Annotated in this window: 18 protein-coding genes; 6 read left to right on the top strand and 12 right to left on the bottom strand. The window is 71.5% G+C overall.

Annotated features, from left to right (window positions below):
* Positions 1-111: 111 nt before the first annotated feature.
* Entirely contained in the window at positions 112-1,254 is a 1,143-nt protein-coding gene (locus FXF65_RS18755; RefSeq protein WP_148351264.1) for an acyl-CoA dehydrogenase family protein, read from the bottom strand.
* 78 nt (positions 1,255-1,332) lie between these two features.
* On the opposite strand from FXF65_RS18755, the gene FXF65_RS18750 reads away from it, so the two are divergent.
* On the top strand, positions 1,333-2,034 hold the full coding sequence (locus tag FXF65_RS18750; RefSeq protein ID WP_148351263.1) for a MerR family transcriptional regulator: 702 nt from the start codon (positions 1,333-1,335) through the stop codon (positions 2,032-2,034).
* A gap of 12 nt (positions 2,035-2,046) precedes the next feature.
* Here the strand turns inward: FXF65_RS18750 and FXF65_RS18745 are convergent, their stop codons facing one another.
* From FXF65_RS18745 to fdxA, 7 genes are all read right to left on the bottom strand, one after another.
* Positions 2,047-3,663 carry a polyamine aminopropyltransferase gene (locus tag FXF65_RS18745; protein WP_148351262.1) on the bottom strand — a complete coding sequence of 539 codons (1,617 nt, stop codon included), beginning with the start codon at positions 3,661-3,663 and terminating at the stop codon, positions 2,047-2,049.
* Positions 3,660-4,097, bottom strand: coding sequence for a DUF350 domain-containing protein (locus FXF65_RS18740; protein ID WP_148351261.1), 438 nt, complete (start codon positions 4,095-4,097; stop codon positions 3,660-3,662). The genes FXF65_RS18745 and FXF65_RS18740 overlap by 4 nt, the downstream gene beginning before the upstream one ends.
* A gap of 10 nt (positions 4,098-4,107) precedes the next feature.
* Entirely contained in the window at positions 4,108-4,542 is a 435-nt protein-coding gene (locus FXF65_RS18735; protein WP_148351260.1) for a DUF4247 domain-containing protein, read from the bottom strand.
* The gene (locus FXF65_RS18730; RefSeq protein ID WP_148351259.1) at positions 4,532-5,086 is read right to left on the bottom strand and encodes a DUF2617 family protein; all 555 of its coding nucleotides are present in this window, start codon (positions 5,084-5,086) and stop codon (positions 4,532-4,534) included. The genes FXF65_RS18735 and FXF65_RS18730 overlap by 11 nt, the downstream gene beginning before the upstream one ends.
* Before the next feature lie 2 nt (positions 5,087-5,088).
* On the bottom strand, positions 5,089-5,715 hold the full coding sequence (locus FXF65_RS18725; protein ID WP_148351258.1) for a DUF4178 domain-containing protein: 627 nt from the start codon (positions 5,713-5,715) through the stop codon (positions 5,089-5,091).
* A gap of 170 nt (positions 5,716-5,885) precedes the next feature.
* Complete coding sequence (dapC, locus tag FXF65_RS18720) at positions 5,886-6,971, bottom strand: succinyldiaminopimelate transaminase (RefSeq protein ID WP_148351257.1); 1,086 nt, start codon at positions 6,969-6,971, stop codon at positions 5,886-5,888.
* A 145-nt stretch (positions 6,972-7,116) separates the two neighbouring features.
* Positions 7,117-7,443, bottom strand: a complete 327-nt coding sequence (gene fdxA, locus FXF65_RS18715) for a ferredoxin (RefSeq protein WP_067890974.1) — start codon at positions 7,441-7,443, stop codon at positions 7,117-7,119.
* Positions 7,444-7,552: 109 nt separating this feature from the next.
* Here fdxA and FXF65_RS18710 point away from each other — a divergent pair, with 109 nt between their 5' ends.
* Positions 7,553-7,810, top strand: coding sequence for a putative acetyltransferase (locus tag FXF65_RS18710; protein ID WP_187412379.1), 258 nt, complete (start codon positions 7,553-7,555; stop codon positions 7,808-7,810).
* Positions 7,811-7,834: 24 nt separating this feature from the next.
* Here the strand turns inward: FXF65_RS18710 and FXF65_RS18705 are convergent, their stop codons facing one another.
* Complete coding sequence (locus FXF65_RS18705; protein WP_148351256.1) at positions 7,835-8,635, bottom strand: hypothetical protein; 801 nt, start codon at positions 8,633-8,635, stop codon at positions 7,835-7,837.
* Positions 8,636-8,747: 112 nt separating this feature from the next.
* Positions 8,748-9,575 (bottom strand): polysaccharide deacetylase family protein, encoded by an 828-nt coding sequence (locus FXF65_RS18700; RefSeq protein ID WP_148351255.1) that lies wholly within the window; start codon positions 9,573-9,575, stop codon positions 8,748-8,750.
* A 190-nt stretch (positions 9,576-9,765) separates the two neighbouring features.
* Here FXF65_RS18700 and FXF65_RS18695 point away from each other — a divergent pair, with 190 nt between their 5' ends.
* Together FXF65_RS18695 and FXF65_RS18690 are read left to right on the top strand one after the other, a co-directional pair.
* On the top strand, positions 9,766-10,572 hold the full coding sequence (locus FXF65_RS18695; RefSeq protein ID WP_148351254.1) for a class I SAM-dependent methyltransferase: 807 nt from the start codon (positions 9,766-9,768) through the stop codon (positions 10,570-10,572).
* A gap of 43 nt (positions 10,573-10,615) precedes the next feature.
* On the top strand, positions 10,616-11,284 hold the full coding sequence (locus FXF65_RS18690) for a hypothetical protein (RefSeq protein WP_148351253.1): 669 nt from the start codon (positions 10,616-10,618) through the stop codon (positions 11,282-11,284).
* Here the strand turns inward: FXF65_RS18690 and FXF65_RS18685 are convergent, their stop codons facing one another.
* Positions 11,285-13,228, bottom strand: a complete 1,944-nt coding sequence (locus FXF65_RS18685; protein WP_246198920.1) for a TNT domain-containing protein — start codon at positions 13,226-13,228, stop codon at positions 11,285-11,287. It lies immediately after the preceding gene.
* A 260-nt stretch (positions 13,229-13,488) separates the two neighbouring features.
* On the opposite strand from FXF65_RS18685, the gene FXF65_RS18680 reads away from it, so the two are divergent.
* Entirely contained in the window at positions 13,489-14,589 is a 1,101-nt protein-coding gene (locus tag FXF65_RS18680; protein ID WP_148351252.1) for an alpha/beta hydrolase family protein, read from the top strand.
* Here the strand turns inward: FXF65_RS18680 and FXF65_RS18675 are convergent.
* Positions 14,573-15,529, bottom strand: a complete 957-nt coding sequence (locus FXF65_RS18675; protein WP_148351251.1) for a zinc-binding dehydrogenase — start codon at positions 15,527-15,529, stop codon at positions 14,573-14,575. The two genes, FXF65_RS18680 and FXF65_RS18675, sit on opposite strands and share 17 nt — an antisense overlap.
* Positions 15,530-15,686: 157 nt before the next feature.
* On the opposite strand from FXF65_RS18675, the gene FXF65_RS18670 reads away from it, so the two are divergent.
* Entirely contained in the window at positions 15,687-16,283 is a 597-nt protein-coding gene (locus FXF65_RS18670) for a hypothetical protein (protein WP_148351250.1), read from the top strand.
* Positions 16,284-16,297: the final 14 nt, after the last annotated feature.

The following is a 16,297-nucleotide window of genomic DNA, read 5'->3' as shown; positions in this document are numbered from 1 at the left end:
AGTGCCGGAGGGCGCTCATAAGGCTGTCCCGCTGGTCGCGGGGTAGCTGACACGCTGGTCGGTCGATCGCTGACACGTTGGTCGCTACAGCGCTGACGCGCTGGTCGGGGGTTAGACGCCGAGGCCGCGGCCGATTATTTCTTTCATGATTTCGGTGGTGCCGCCGAAGATGGTCTGGATGCGGACGTCCTGGTACGCCTTGGCGATCGGGTATTCGGTCATGTAGCCGTAGCCGCCGTGGAGTTGGACGCAGCGGTCGACGACCCGCTTCAGCAGTTCGGTGTTCCACCATTTGAGCATCGCCGCCTCGTCGGCGGTCAGCTCGCCCTCGCTCTCCTTGACGATGCAGTCGTCGGTGAAGGCGCGGGCGACGGTCAGCTCGGTCTTCATCTCGGCGAGCGTGAAGCGGTTGTGCTGGAACTTGCCGATCGGACGGCCGAACGCCTCGCGCGTCTTGCAGTATTCGAGGGTCTGCTCGAACGCGGTCTCGGCGGCGGCCTGCGCGGTCGCGCCGATGGAGAGGCGTTCGCGAGCGAGGTTCTGCATCAGGTAGACGAAGCCCATGCCCTCCTCGCCGAGGAGGTTCGACGCGGGGACGCGGACGTTGTCGAAGAACAGTTCCGCCGTGTCCTGCGCGTGCAGGCCGACCTTTTCGAGGTTGCGGCCGCGTTCGAAGCCGTCCATTCCGCGCTCGACGGCGAGGAGGCTCACGCCCTTCGAGCCCGCGGACGGGTCGGTCTTCGCGACGACGATGACGAGGTCGGCCAGGATGCCGTTGGAGATGAACGTCTTGGAGCCGTTCAGGACGTAGTGGTCGCCGTCCCTGACCGCGGTGGTCTTGATGCCCTGGAGGTCGGACCCGGCGGCGGGCTCGGTCATCGCGATGCCGGTGATCAGCTCGCCGGAGCAGTAGCCGGGGAACCACCGCGCCTGCTGCTCGGGAGTGCACAACTGGCGCAGGTAGGCGCCGTTGATGTCGTTGTGGACGGCGAACGCCGGCCCGTGGATCCCGGCCTTCGCCAGCTCCTCGTTGAAGATCACGTAGTAGCGGTAGTCGTCGTCGCCGCCGCCCCCGTGCTCCTCGGGCATGTCGATGCCGAGCAGGCCCGCGCGGCCCGCGGCCAGCCACACCTCGCGCGAGACGATCCCGTCCTTCTCCCACTGCTCGTGGTAGGGCGCGGCCTCCTTCTCGATGAAGGAGCGCACCATGTCGCGGAACGCCTCGTGCTCGTCGGTGTAGATGTCCCGTCCCATCCCGGCGGTCTCCCTTGGTAAGCGCCTCCTGATACAGGATTAATGTAACACTGGCACTGTCACATAGAGGGAGGCGGGATGGAGCTGACCGTCGACGAGCTGGCCGCGCGCGCCGGGGTCACCGTGCGGACCGTCCGGTTCTACGCCGGGCGCGGGCTGCTCCCGCCGCCGCGGCTGCGCGGCCGGACGGGCCTCTACGGCCCGGACCACCTGGCGCGGCTGGAACTCGTCCGGGAACTCCAGTCGCTGGGGCTGACGCTGGCCGCGATCGAAAAGCATCTGCGGCGGATCCCGCTCGACGCGCCCGCCGAGGACCTCGTGTTGCAGCGGGCGCTGCTGTCGCCGTGGGCGCCGGAGCGTCCCGAGGACCTCGACCGGCACGAGCTGGACCGGCGCGTCGGCCGCCATCTCGACGACGACCTCCTCAAACGCCTGGAGGCGCTCGGGGTCGTCGAGCATCTCGGCGAGGGGAGGGTGCGGGTCGTCAGCCCGGCGCTGCTCGGCGTCAGCGCCGAGATGGCCGCGCTGCCGCTCCCCCTGGACACGCTCGTCGCCTCGCACGAGGCCGTCGAACGGCACACGACCGCGCTGGCCGCCGAACTCCAGGGCGCCTTCCAGGACACCGTCGTCCGGCCCTACCGGGAAGGCGGACGATCACCTGAAGAGCGGGAGCGGCTGCTGGAAATGGCGGGCAAGCTCAAGCCGTTGATGATCCAGTCGGTGGTGACGTCGTTCCAGCGGGCCGTCGACAAGGCGATCAGGCAGTCCGTGCCCGACTGACCACGCGCTCGACTACGAGTCGCGCCATTCTTCGCCCTCATATTCGACGAGGCGCGGGTGGACGAGCGTGTTGACCTCGACGTCGCGTTCCCGGCGGTCTTTCGGGAAGACGGTGGACGCGCGGAGCAGCGACTCGTCCAGGAAACGGAGGTCGGGAACGTCGCGCGACAGTCTCAGGTCCGGTGCCTTTCCGCCCGGCGACGCGAGGACGTAGCCCCAGTCGCCGAAGCTCGGGACGTCCACGTGGTACGGAGTCCCGGCGAAACCGGCGGCGGCGATCGACTTCTCGATGCTCCAGAACGACTTCGGCGCGAAATACGGCGAACCCGACTGGACGACCATCCGCCCGTCCGGGGCCAGGATCCGCTTCACCATTCCGTAGAACTCGACCGAGTACAGCTTCGCGGTGGAGACGTCGTCCGGGTCGGGCATGTCCACGATGATGGCGTCGAACTGCTCTTTCAGGCCGCGCAGCCAGGAGAAGGCGTCGGCGGCCTTCACGTGCGCGCGCGGGTCGTCCAGCGAATGGCGGTTGAGGGACGAGAGCGGCGCGTACGTCCGGGCTAGGTGCAGCATCTCCGGGTCGAGTTCGACGAGCGTCGCGCTCTCGACGTCCTTGTAGCGCAGCACTTCGCGGAGGGCGAGGCCGTCCCCGCCGCCGAGGATCAGCACCTTGCGGTGCGGCCCCGCCATCAGCGGATGGACGAGCGACTCGTGATAGCGGTATTCGTCGGCCGACGAGAACTGGAGGTCGCCGTTCAGGAACAGCCGTACGTCGGAGGAGCCTCCCGACAGCGCGACCCTTCTCGTGATGACGATCTCTTGATATTTGGTGCGCTTGGAGAAGGCGATCGGGTCGGCGTAGAGGGCTTGGCGCGCCGACACCTCGAAACCGTCCGCCAGCGCGTACGTCCCGGCGAGGACGGCGAGGACGGCCACCATTCCGAGGGCGAGCCCGACCCGCGCCAGCCGTCCTATCTGGCGGCGGAACAGCCACAGCACGACCGCGACCCCGGCGACCGCGTTCACGACGCCGACGAGCAGCGCGCCCTTGATGTGCCCGAACGTGGGCAGCAGCAGGAACGGGAACGCCAGTCCGCCGATCAGCGCCCCGACGTAGTCGGCGGCGAACAGGTCGGCGACGGCGCTGCCCGCGTCCTGCTTCCGGATCCGCTGCAGCAGCGTCATCAGCAGCGGGATCTCCGCGCCGATCAGCGCACCGACCGCGAACGACACCACGACCAGCGCCGGGACGTACAGGTCGAGCCACGCGAACGCCGCGTACAGCGCCAGCACCGACAGGCCGCCGGTCAGCGCGAGCGCGCCCTCCACAACGGCGAACGCCACGACCGGACGGCCCTGCAGCGGCTTCGCCGCGAGCGACCCGACGCCCATCGCGAACACCATCACCGACAGGACGATCGACGCCTGCGTGACGGAGTTGCCGACGAGGTAGCTGCCGAGCGCGACCAGCGCGAGTTCGTACACCAGGCCGCAGGCCGCGCAGGCGAACACGGCCGCGAGGACCAGCGCCCGCGCGACCCGCGCCGGGACGGGCGGCTTCGGGTGCCCGTCTGCGGCGTCGGACGGCGCCTCGGCGACGTCCGGCGGGGCGGGACGGGCTGTCAGGAGACCGCCCCGGCCACGATCGCGGCGACGCCCAGGTCGGCCGCGGCGACCACCCAGCCCGCCGGGTGGATGCGCGCCCCGCTCCCCTCCACGTCGACGAGGGTCGCGCCGAGCTTGCCCGGCGTGATCACGTCCAGCAGGAAGAACGCGACGACCATCAGCAGGACGCCGAGGCCGCCGAACACCGCCGTGTCGACCAGTCCGTCGCCGAGGTCGCTGTCGCTCGTGACGATCGCGGTCGTGACGATCGCGGCGATGCCGACGAGCTTCGCCGACAGGAGCAGCGCCGCGCCGCGGTTGCCGTCCGTCCAGATCTGCTTGCCGAGGCGGCCGGGGGTCGTCACCTCCACCACCAGGTAGCCGAGCGCCATCAGCGCGATGCCGACCGCGCCGTAGGCGAGGGTGCCGCCGATCTCGTCCAAGAGGCCGTCCATGCGTTGCTCCTTATTTCCCCGACCCTGGTCCGCCGCCGCGGAAGGACGCGATGCCGCCGCTGGTCCAGCCGTTGGTGCCGGGGCTGGCCCAGCGTCCGCCGACGTGGGAGTAGTAGCGGTTGTAGCCGCCGCGCGGCTGGTCGACCGTGATGCGGCTGCCCGTCCCGTCCGGCAGGACGCCGACGACGAGCTTGGGGTAGCGCAGGAAGATGCCGCCCGCGGCCCCGCGCAGCGCCATGTCGTCCACCCGGTCGATCGACTTGAACTTCCGGTTGATCTCCCCGGCGACGATCGGCGGCGACTTCGGGGAGCGGTAGGTACCCGCCCCCGCCCTGCTGTACTTGTCGGCGATCCAGGACGACTGCGAGGTGCCGCAGCCCCCGAGCGCCAGGACGGTCAGGACGGCGGCCGCCGCGCCGCCGATCACCCGGTGTCTACTGTTCACGTTGTCTCACCAGCCGGCTCCGCGTCATCACGATCTCCCGGGTCTGCGGGTAGGCGTGCCATGTCCGCCAGCCGATCCCGGTCTCCTCCACTGCGGGGTCCAGTGCGGGTCTCGCGGCGCCCGCGCTCCGTACCGGCGGGTGCTCCAGCGCGAGGGCCGTCACGGCGTGCCGGGAGCCGGGGAAGTCCCCGGTCAGGGCGTCGCCGCGGCCGTCGAGCCGCGCGCACACCGCCTCCACCGCGCGGCCGAACGCCGTCGCGTCGCTGTGCGCGGCGGTCGTCGCGGCGAAGTCGTACGCCCAGCCGGGCAGGTCGGTGCGGGCGAGGCCGGGCAGCGGCTCGGCGACGCCCGGCAGGCACGCCACCGTCTCGCTCAGCGGACCGGCGATGACCTGGTGGGACGCGCCGAGCAGGCGCAGTTCCACGGTCAGCCCGGCGTGCTCGACCGGCAGCACGGCGAGGGCGTCCAGCGGCGGCAGGCCGAGCGCGAACGACAGCGCGTCCGCGCGCGCGTCTTCGAAGGGGGTGTCGAGCGTGGCGCGCAACGTCAGCCACCGCTGCCCGGGTAGATCGTCATCGACCCGGTGGGGACGCGCTCGCCGAGCCCCGCCTCCCACGGCCCGCCGCCGTACTGCTCGAACGACAGGTACTTCCCGCGCGGGCCCTCGTAGTCGACGTACTCGACCCGGCCCTGGACGCCGACGCCGGTCGTCCCCTCGCTCGTGTAGTCGGCGGTGCCGTGCTCGTCGCGGCGGTACTCGACGCCCTCGACGACGACCGTCCGCTCGCCGGGGGTGAGGTCGCCGATGTCGTACTCCGTCCACCAGACGACTTCGAGATCGGGGTCCTCCTCGACGGAGACCCAGACCTTCCCGCCCTCGGCGGTGTCGGCGTCGAGGAGGTGCTCGCTCCAGGTGAAGCCGCCCTCGCGGAGCCGCAGCGAGCCGCGCACGAAATAGCGGGTGCCGAGGTACTCGACCATGTCGCCCGCCTTGAGCGTCCGCGGGTCGCCCGCCGCCTGGTCCTCGGCGGCGAACGGGTCGCGGGGCGGGGCGGGCGCGGCCGGGGCCGGTCCCGAACGACGCCGCAGCAGGACGACGATCAGCACCACCAAGGCGACCAGGATCAGCGCGAGCAGGATCACGATCGCTGTTCCGCCCACGGGCACCTCCATCGAATCGTCCATGACACGGGCACAGACCTGCGGATCCTACCGACTGTGGTCTCTTAAGCCCATACCGCGTTCAGACGTACCAAAAGGCGCAGCGGTTTCACGCGAAAACGACGGAACCGAAATCGGACCGAGGCCCGGCCGGGACAGGTCAGAGGCGTGTCAGAGACGCGTCAGAGGCGCGCGGACGCGGCGGCGACGCGCTCGTCCGTGGCCGTGAAGGCGATCCGGACGTGCCGCGCCCCGGCGGGTCCGTAGAACTCGCCGGGGCCGACGAGGACGCCGAGGGACGCGAGGTGGGCGACGGTGTCCCAGCACGGCTCGTCCCGCGTGGCCCACAGGTACAGGGACGCCTCGGAGTGGTCGACGCGGAACCCGTGCCGCTCGAACGCCTCGCGCAGGACGGCGCGCCGCCGCGCGTACCGGGCGCGCTGCTCGTCGACGTGCGCGTCGTCGGCGAACGCCACCGCCATCGCCGCCTGCACCGGGGCAGGGACGATCATCCCGGCGTGCTTGCGGACCTCCAGCAGCCGCTTGACGAGCGCGAGGTCGCCGGTGACGAACCCGGCGCGGTAGCCCGCCATGTTCGACCGCTTGGACAGCGAGTTCACCGCGAGCAGGCCCTCGTGGGAGCCCTCGCAGACGTCCGGGTGCAGGATCGAGACGGGCGGGCGCTCCGCGTCCCAGCCGAACTCCAGGTAGCACTCGTCGCTGACGACGAGCGCGCCGCGCCCGCGCGCCCACGCGACGACCTTGCGCAGGTGCTCGGCGGGCAGCACCTTGCCGGTCGGGTTGGACGGCGAGTTCACCCACACGATCTTGGGCGCGACGGGGCCGAGGGAGAGCAGGCCGTCGGTCGCGACGGGCGTGGCGCCGGACAGCCGGGTGCCCACGTCGTAGGTCGGGTAGGCCAGTTCGGGGAACACGACCGTGTCGCCTGGGCCCGCGCCGAGCAGCGTCGGCAGCAGGGCGACCAGTTCTTTCGTGCCGATGACGGGGAGCACCGCGGCTGGGTCGGCGCCGCTCACCCCGGCGCGGCGGCGCAGCCAGCCCGCGACCGACTCGCGCAGCGCGGGCGTCCCGTAGGTCTGCGGGTAGCCGGGCGCGTCGGCGGCTCCGGCGAGGGCGGCGCGGATCGGCTCGGGGGTCGGGTCGACGGGCGTCCCGACCGAGAGGTCGACGATGCCGTCCGGGTGGGCGAGCGCCCGCTCCTTGTACGGGGCGAGCCGATCCCACGGGAAGTCCGGCAACGTGAACAAAGCCCTCACCTTTTCGTCCGGGAGATCGGGCTTCCGGAGAAACCCGCCGGGCCGTGGCTCCACATGGAGACCACGGCCCGGATTTCGACGCACTTCGCCCTACGGACGCGCCCCGCGGGGCGCTCCGGGCCCGCAGGCCCGCCGGTCAGTCGTCCTGGCTCTGCGGCGGCAGCGCGGCGACGATCGGGTGGTCCTTGTCGATCTTGCCGACCTTGGAGGCGCCGCCCGGCGAGCCCAGGTCGTCGAAGAACTCCACGTTGGCCTTGTAGAAGTCCTTCCACTGGTCAGGCGTGTCGTCCTCGTAGTAGATCGCCTCCACGGGGCAGACCGGCTCGCACGCACCGCAGTCGACGCACTCGTCCGGGTGGATGTAGAGCATGCGCTTGCCCTCGTAGATGCAGTCGACCGGGCACTCCTCGATGCATGCCTTGTCGAGCAGGTCCACGCAGGGCTGCGCGATGACGTAGGTCACGTCGGTGACTCCTCTCGGATTTCCGGCCCCGCCGCACGTCACGGCTCACCGCAAGCTCGCTGTGAATAGTATGGCGGCCACGGCGTCGTCGATTCGACATGGGGGTCACTTGTCCGGGCGCTTCGCCGCACGACTGGTCGTGACGATCAGCGTCGCGGACGTGGGTCAGCGGATCTCGCTGCGCCGCCGGCTGCCAACGGGAGAGTACAGCGACGTCGTGGGCGTCCTCGAATCGTGGTCCGGCGGGACGCTGCGCGTCCGGCGGCGGGACGGCGAGGTGGTCGACGTCCCGGAGACGATCATGGTCGCGGCGAAGGTCGTGCCGCCCCGGCCGCCGCCGCGCCGCCGTCCGCGCGCCGACGGCTGACCCCCGGCGCGGACGCTCTGCTCCTCAGCGGAACTCGGTCCGGTCGAACGCCCTGCGGGCGAGCGCGGCGGCGTCCGACTCGGACGAGGCCGAGTACGTCAGGTCGTGGTCGCGGGCTGCGGGCCGTCCGGGGGCGGACGACAGCAGCCGCGCCGCGGTCGCGGGGTCGGCGACGGCGCAGGCGCGCGGCAGCTCGGTCGCCTCGTCGACCCCCGGCCACCACGTGTCCAGCCAGGGCCGCCAGAGGAACACCCCGGCGCCCGCGAACACCGCGATCATTGCCCAGTAGGTGACGCGGGCGGAGCGGTGGACGTTGTCGGTCAACCGCATCTCGCGGGGCGCGGCGAGGGCCCGCATCGTGCGCAGCGTCTCGTCGAAGGACGGGTCGCGGGCGAGGAGGCCCTCGCGGGGCGCGGCCAGCATGGTCCGCTTCACGGCGCGGCCGCGCGCCGTCACGACGCGGCCGAACAGGGTCGGCGTCACGGTCATCTCGTCGATCTCCGACCACGCGATGCGCCGCGTCTTCCCCACGAGCCGGTTCTGAATGCCGCCCCCGTCCGCGTCGGTATATCCGCGCGCCAGCTTGAGCACCATCGCCACGAGCAGGAGCAGCCCCACGACCAGGCCGTTGCTGAGGAGGAAGAGGTGGAACTCGCCGAAGATGCGCACCTCGATGACGGCGGCGAGGACCACCAGCGGGACGGCCCACACCAGCGGGCGGCGCGACGGCCGCAGCGACAGCGGCCGCGGCCGCGCGGCCCCGCCCGTCTCGTCCTCGGTCTTGCTGTGGTCGGTCGTGCCGTGGTCGGCGGGCGGGGCTGCCATGCGCGTCTCCAGGGGGGTCGGGAGCCAGGGAGCCAGGTTCGCGCAAAGCCCCTGAGACGCTCCACCGGAAAGCGCGATTCAGGCGTCCGGTGTCCGCGTACGGCCCGCTATGTCACGGACTCGCCGAAGCGGCGGGCGACGCGGAAGGCGAGCCGGAAGGCGCCGTCACGGCCTTGGCCGGTTGGCTCCGCTGGGTGTAGGTCTGGCCGGGCTGGAGCGGCTGCCCCTGGAACATCTCCGACACGGTGACGAACGTGAAGCCGCGCTTCTTCAGACCGTCCACGACCTTCGGGATGGAGTCGACGCTCGGCTTGTGGATGTCGTGGAAGAGGACGATCCCGCCGCTCGCGGGCTCCTTGACGCCGACCCTGGTGTCGCGGGCGACGCTGCGGTACCGCCAGTCGAGCGTGTCCACGCTCCAGAGGATCAGCGGCATCCCGATGCCGCGTCCGACCTGCTTGTTCGTCGCCCCGTACGGGGGCCGCATGAGCGTCGGCGTCACCCCCGAGGCGCCCTTGATCGCCGCCTGCGTCCGCTGGATCTGCGACCGCAGCTCCCCGGACGACACCGAGGTCAGGTCGGGATGGGACCAGCTGTGGTTGGCCAGTTCGTGGCCCTCCAGCGACATCCGCTTCACCAGGTCAGGGTGGGCGCCGACGTTCTCGCCCAGCATGAAGAACGTCGCGCGGACGCCGCGCCCCTTGAGCGTGTCGAGCAGCCGCGCCGTGTACGGGCCCGGACCGTCGTCGAACGTCAGCGATACGCACCTGGTCCGCAGGCAGTCGATCTTGCGCGGCGGCGGCGGTGCCGGAGCCGCCGGTTTCCGATGCTTCAGCTCGGCGTGCTGCCCGGCCGTCCGCGCCTGCTTCTTGTCCGCGTGGCCGCAGCCGGCGATGAGCAGGAGTCCCGCGCCGATGATGATGAATTTCCTGTTTCGCACCACGCACCCCCGAAACGTGTTGCCTCGGGCGGCTTCCTACCCTGCGTAACAGTGGTGACACACGTCGTCATGGTCCGGTTGGCGGCCGGACGGGCGCCCCCGGGCGGAAGGTCCGCTGAATGGGATTCCGGAACGTGGAGTGACGGGGGAAGCCCGCCGGGGTTAGGGAGATGTCCGATAAATTGTGACAGTGAACTGGGCCGTGACGACGTACGACTCCGCCTTCGGGTACGTCTCCGCGCACGGCGCCCCCCTGGTCGACCTGCTCGATCCGCAGCCCGGCGAACGGGTGATCGACCTCGGGTGCGGCACCGGGGCGTTCAGCGCGGAGATAGCCGAGCGGGGCGCCGAGGTGCTGGGCATCGACGGCAGCGCCGAGATGGTCGCGCAGGCGACCACGATGCACCCCGGGCTGTCGTTCGTCGTCGGGGACGCCCACGACTTCATCGTCGGGGACTCCTTCGACGCGGTCGCCTCGAACGCGGCCCTGCACTGGATGACCCGCGACCCGGACGCGGTGATCGGCCGCGTGCACGCCGCGCTGCGTCCCGGCGGACGGTTCGTCGGCGAGCTCGGCGGCGCGGGGAACTGCGCGGAGCTGGTCGTCGCGATGCAGACCGCCTGGCGCGTGTTCGGCCTCGGCGAGCCCGAGCTGCCCTGGTACTTCCCGAGCCCGGCCGAGTACGCGGTGAAGCTGGAGGACGCCGGGTTCACGCTGCGGCTGCTTGAGCACGCGGACCGTCCGACCCGGATGACCGAGGGGCCGAACGGCGCCGCCGACTGGGTCCGCGCGTACGCGGCGCGGGCGCTCGCGGACGTCCCGCCGGAGCTCGTCGACCCGCTGCTCTCCCGGGTGAACGACCTGGCCGCCCCGGCGCTGCGCCGCGAGTCCGGCTGGGTCGCGGACTACGTGCGGCTGCGGTTCGCCGCCGTCCGCAAGCCGGACGGGGCCACGGTGATGCCGATCGGGGCGATGCCGTCCGACCCGCCGCTCTGACCCGCCGTTCTGAGCGCCGCGCCGGCCGCCTAGGGTTTGAGGCATGCTGCGGCTGAACGACGCGCGCACCGGGCAGGCCGAGCCGCTGCCCGGCGGTCCCGGGCTGCGCGTCCAGGTGCTGGACGGCGGCGGGCTCCGCGCCCCGGTGATCGCCGACCTGCTGCGCCGGGTGGCGGAACGGGCCGGGCGCCGGGGCGTCCGGGTGGCGAGCGTTCCGTCGTCGGTCTCGGATCTTTGGGCCGACCACGGCATCGCGCCGTTCGAGGTGGTCGATGTGCCGCTCCCGGACGCCGATGTCTATGTGGGCGGCGCCGGTGGGCAGGCGGGGCTTTGGCTGGACGTGCCGCCGGAGACGATGGGCGGCGGATCTTTCGGTGACGCGCTGACGGTGCGGCTGGCGGTGCTGGAGGTCCCGTATCGGGAGCCGCTGGAGTTGTCCGAGGCGCGGCTGGCGCGGGCCGCCGAGCGGCTCGACCGGTGGCGCGGGCAGGTCGCCGAGTGGGCGACGTCGCCGGGACGTCCGATGAACCGCGCCTACGCGACCGAGGCGGAGGCGGCGCTGGCGGACGATCTCGACGCGCCGGGCGCGCTCGCCGTCCTCGACCGGCTCGCCGCCGACCCGGACGTGCCGCCGGGCGCGAAGCTGGAGACGTTCATCCACGTCGACCTGGTGCTGGCGCTGGGGCTCGTGTCCGCGATCGGAAGCGCCTGATCAGACGTCGGTCTGGTTCTCGGTGATGTCGGTGACGGCGCCTTCGGCGAGCAGGTCGGCGATCGAGCGGCGGAAGATGTGGGCCGTCCCGCCGCCGGGCTGGCCGAACCACGGGACGGCCGTCCCGGTCAGCGTCTCCACCGGGCGTAGCAGCCGGTACACGCGGTACGGACGGTCCTGCCACTCGGCGGGCAATGACCGGTACGGATACGGGGTGCGCGCCGAGTAGGTCACGTTGCCGTCCGATCCTCCGTAACGGTCGACCTCCGTCCCTGCGGGGAGTTCCACGACGTGACGGTCACGCAGTAGGGCGAGCGGCGGTTCGCCCTTGAGCGGCTCGAACGGACCGTCCTCGACGGTGTGGCGCGGGTCGAGGAGGAGGCGTCCCAGGAGGTGGGCGGCGGCCTGCTCGGTGTCGTCGAACGCGACCTCCTTGCGGCGTTCGCCGTCCCGCGTCTGGAACACCGCCCACCGTTCGCCGTCTGGGACGAGGCACCAGACTCCTTCTGCCGTCTCCTTGATTCGGTACGTGGCTCGATCCACGCGGAGCTGGTCGAGACGGTGTTGAAGGGTGTGCGTCCAGTCGGGCTCTGCTTCCGTCCGGACGCGCTCTAGGACGGACCGCCCCGTCACGGCGGCGTTCGCGGTGTCCATGGTGTCGTCGTCGACGGCGGGCAACTCGAACCCGTTGGCGCGTATGTGCGCCACCAATTCGGCCTCTGGCGGGATGTCGTGTTCCTTCAGGTAATAGGCCACCGCGCCTGACCAGACCCACGTCCCGTCCGTGTGGAATGTCAGCGGGACGGCATCGCCCCTGGCCGGGTCCAGCCTGTCGGGCGCTTTCGACCGTGCCGCCATGACGACCGGGCCTCGACGCAGATACTCGGTGACGCGCTCGACCTCGCCCGGCGGGACGGGCGGGCGCGACACGGCGGGACGTCCGCCGTCCGGTGCGGCATGGTCGAAGATGCGCGCACGCCGGAGGCCGGTGCCGGGGTCGGTACGCGGCTGCGCGGTCGTGGCGGGCGGCGGCGGGCGGTCGGCGATGGTGCGCGGCGGCGGGCCGCCGAGCCGCCGCGTCATCCACTCCGGGACGTCGTCGCGGGGGAACCGGTCGAGTTCCCGCCGGATGTCGTCCGGCGACGGGTCCGAATTCCAGCGCGGTTCGTCGTCGTTGGTGAAACTCGCCCTGCACCGCACGGCCCCGTCCTCGTACACGACCTCGAAGTCGATACGGAACCAGGTGGACCCTTGGAATGCGTGAGTGCCCGCGCGAAGCCGGTCGAGGAGGGCCCCGGCGGCGGCGGGAGGCGTCCACGTGGTCATGGTGCCGTCCGCCCGGCCGCACATCATCGCGGGGAATTCCACGTGCCCGCCGACCGACTGGTAGTAGCCGAACACCTTCCGCCACAGCGGCGGCGCATGGTCGGCGACCACGATCGTGACCTGGTTGGACAGCAACTCCATCTGCTCGACCGGATTCATCGGTCCCGGGTCGGGCGCGGGACGTTCCGTGGGTGCGCGTCCGTCCAGCCGGTCGCGGAGCCAGGGCGGCATGTTCGCGCCGTCCCTTGGCAGGACGATCTGGTCGCGCCGCCAGCAGTCCGCCGGGATGGGCGGGTCCCACATCGGGTCGAAGTCGTAGTTGTAGAGCGCGCACGCGGAATCGGGCTCGATGATGGCCACCATCGAGAACCACGTCCCCTGCTCGGACAGGTAGTGCGCCCGGCGGAGGTCCATCAGAAGGGCGGTCAGCTCCTGCGGGACGGTCTCCGCCGTCACCTTCTCGCCCTCCCCGGTGAGCACGGTCAGGGCGACGTCGTTGACGGCGACGGTGGCGATGCAGTGCAGGTCGATCCGTCGCCAGCCGGGCGGCGCGGTCCGCCGCGCGAACTCGACGACCCGGCCCTCCGCGTCCGCGATGCGCTCGTTCTGCCCCGTCACGCGCTGTGTCCCGTCACGCGCCATGCCCCATCACGCGCTGTGTCCCGTCACGCCGTGCGCCCTCCCTGCGTCCCGTGACCCGTCCGATGGCACCTGCCGGGCAGATTAGCCGTATGAATCCAGATATTGGGGGTTGACCGGGGCGTTGGCGACGATCAGCGGGGGTTAACGTTCGTGTCGTGTCGACCGTAGCCTCAGAGTCACCTGCCCCTGGGACGCCCGAACCGCCGTCCCCGGCGCGACGGCGCCGACGCCGCCGCGTGCGCGCCCTGATCGCGGCCGCCGTCGCGATCGCGGTCCTGCTGTGCGCGGTCGTCGGCGGGATCGGCTGGTATTTCGCGGGCGTCGCGACCCAGGTGGACCATTCCGACGAGTATCCGCTCACCGTGGCGGACGTCGCGAACGGCACCGTCACGCTGCCGCGCGAGACGTCGACGGAGCGTCCGGGGACGTGGGCGCTCGCCTGGAAGGACGGCCGCGCCCTCCTCGGCCCCGTCGTCAGCCGGGACGGCGACCACGTCGTCCGCAAGGTCGCGTCAGTGACGCAGGGAACCCTGACCAAGGGGACGCACGCGAACATCGACCACTGGGTGTGGGGTGACGACCCCAAGAAGTCACTCGGTCTCGACTTCCAGAACGTCACCTATCAGTCGAAGCTCGGCCCGATGCCCGCGTGGTTGGTGCCGGGTGGGTCGACCCAGGGCACATGGGTCATCGGCGTCCACGGACGGAACGCGGACAAGCTCGAGACGATGCGCGCCATGCGCGCAGTGCACGCACTCGGACTTCCCATGCTGTCCATCGCGTACCGGAACGATGTGGGCGCACCGCCGTCCCCCGACCGGAAGAACCATCTCGGCGACACGGAATGGAACGAGGTCGTCTCCGCGATGGGCTACGCGCGCGCACACGGCGCGACCGGTGTCGTCCTGTACGGGTGGTCGATGGGCGGCGCGATGGTCATGACGGCCCTACGCAAGGACCCGTCGTTCGTGCGCGGTGTCGTCCTCGACTCCCCCGTCATGGACTGGAACGCCACACTCGACAAGCAGGGCTCCGCGCGCAGCCTGCCGCCCTTCCTCACGGACGTGGCGAAACACGTCCTGCAATGGCGGATCGGGATCGACCTGTCGGACTACGACCAGGTCCGGTACGCGCCGAAACTGCGGACACCCGTCCTGCTCTACACCGCGAAGGACGACGGGACCGTCGCGAACGGCCCCGCCTTCACCTTCGCCAGGACGGCCCCACCAGGCATGGTCACCCACGTCAAGGCGGACGGCGGCCACACCGAGGCGTGGAACGTCGACCCCGCCGCCTACGAACGCGCCCTCACTGCCTTCCTCAAGACGGTCGGGTGACCTCCAGCAGCGTCTTGCCGACGGTCGTCCGCGCCTCGATGGCGGCGTGCGCGGCGGCCGCGGCGTCCAGCGGGAAGCGCTGCCCGATCACCGGCTTGAGCCGCCCGGCGGCGGCCTCGGCGAGCACGCTCTCCGTGAACTCCCGCAGTTCCTCGGGCGTGGCCGCCGGACGGACCAGCGTCACCCCGCGCTCCGCCGCGTCCTCCTCCCCGACGCCCGCCCACTCGCCGCTCGCCAGCCCGAAGCTGACCATCCGGCCGCCGCGCCTGAGCAGCGTGAACGCCTCGCGCGCCACGTCCCCGCCGACGCCGTCGAACACCACGTCCACCGCGCCGACCTTCCCGGCCCAGCCCGGCTCGCGGTAGTCGGCGGTCTCGTCCGCGCCCAGCCGCGCCGCCACCTCCGTCTTGCCGGGTCCCCCGGCCGCCGCGACGACCGTCGCGCCCGCCGCCTTCGCCAACTGGACGAGCAGCGTCCCCACCCCGCCCGCCGCGGCCTCCACCAGCACCCTTTCTCCTGGCTTGGGCTGGGCGGCGCGCAGCATCATCGTCGCCGTCCGGCCGTCCGCGAGCAGGGCCACCGCGTCGTCGAGCGGCAGGCCGTCCGGCACCTCGAACACCCCGGCCGCGTCGACGGCGGCCATCTCCGCATATCCGCCCGTGCCGCCGGTGGACGTCACGACCCGCCGTCCGACCAGCCCTTCGTCCACGCCCGGCCCGACCGCCGTGACGACGCCGCCGACCCCGTTGCCCGGGACGACCGGCGGCTCCCACCGCATCGGTATCGGGCTCGTCCCCGACCGGACCTGCGTCTCCACGAACGTGATGTTGGCGAACTCGACCGCCACCAACGCCTGCCCCTCGCCCGGCGCCGGATCGGGCGCGTCGCCCGCCTCCAGCACCTCGGGCCCGCCGAACTCCCTCAACCACACAGCACGCATTAGGAACCCCTTCGTTCACTCTTTCCAAGGGCAGCGTGGTACCTCAAGCCTGGTAGAGGTCAAGCCGTTCCCAACGAATCCCTTTTCTCGTCACACGCATCTCTGTAAGCTTTCGCGCGTATTCCGCCCCGTTGTCGGCTGCCCCTCAGGGATGGCGATGCGCGCCCGGTTGGTTCTCCCCCCTCGACTGGGATCCCACCGCGCCGCCCGGCTGCCCGTCGTCCTCGCCGTCTGCGTCCTCGCGGTCGCGGGGTGTGGCTCGTCGAACTCGTCGTCCGGCGGCGAACTCGCCCCGAACGGCTCCTTCGACACGGGCGCTGCTCCGTCCCAGGCGGCTGCGGCGCCGTCCGCGATCCCCACGGAACGCCTCTTCAAGACCGCCCTGAAGCGCTACCGCGAGTACCAGGCCGCCTACAAGAAGGCGTACGAGACGAACGACCCCACAGCCCTCCCCGCCGTCGCCATGGACCCCCTCCTCAGCGAGGTCACCCGGGACGTCGAGGCCACCAAGGCCAAGGGCGAGATCTGGCGCTTCACCAACACGTTCAACCCCCGCGTGTACGCACGCGCCACGGACAACACCAAGGTCTACGTCATCGACTGCGTCCGCACCCTCGCCGCCTACCGCTTCTCCGCGAAGACCGGCAAACGGACGGGCGAGCTCCCGGGCGGGACCTATGCGTACCGGGCCACGGTCCAGTACGACTCCGGCGTCTGGAAGGTCGCCGCGAACGTCAAGGACCGTCCATGCTGACGACCGGCAGGGAA

This window comes from Actinomadura syzygii (assembly GCF_008085905.1).
Classification (GTDB): Bacteria; Actinomycetota; Actinomycetes; order Streptosporangiales; family Streptosporangiaceae; genus Spirillospora; species Spirillospora syzygii.
The sequence above is the reverse complement of the archived record's forward strand: the minus strand, read 5'-3'. Positions and strand labels throughout refer to the sequence as shown.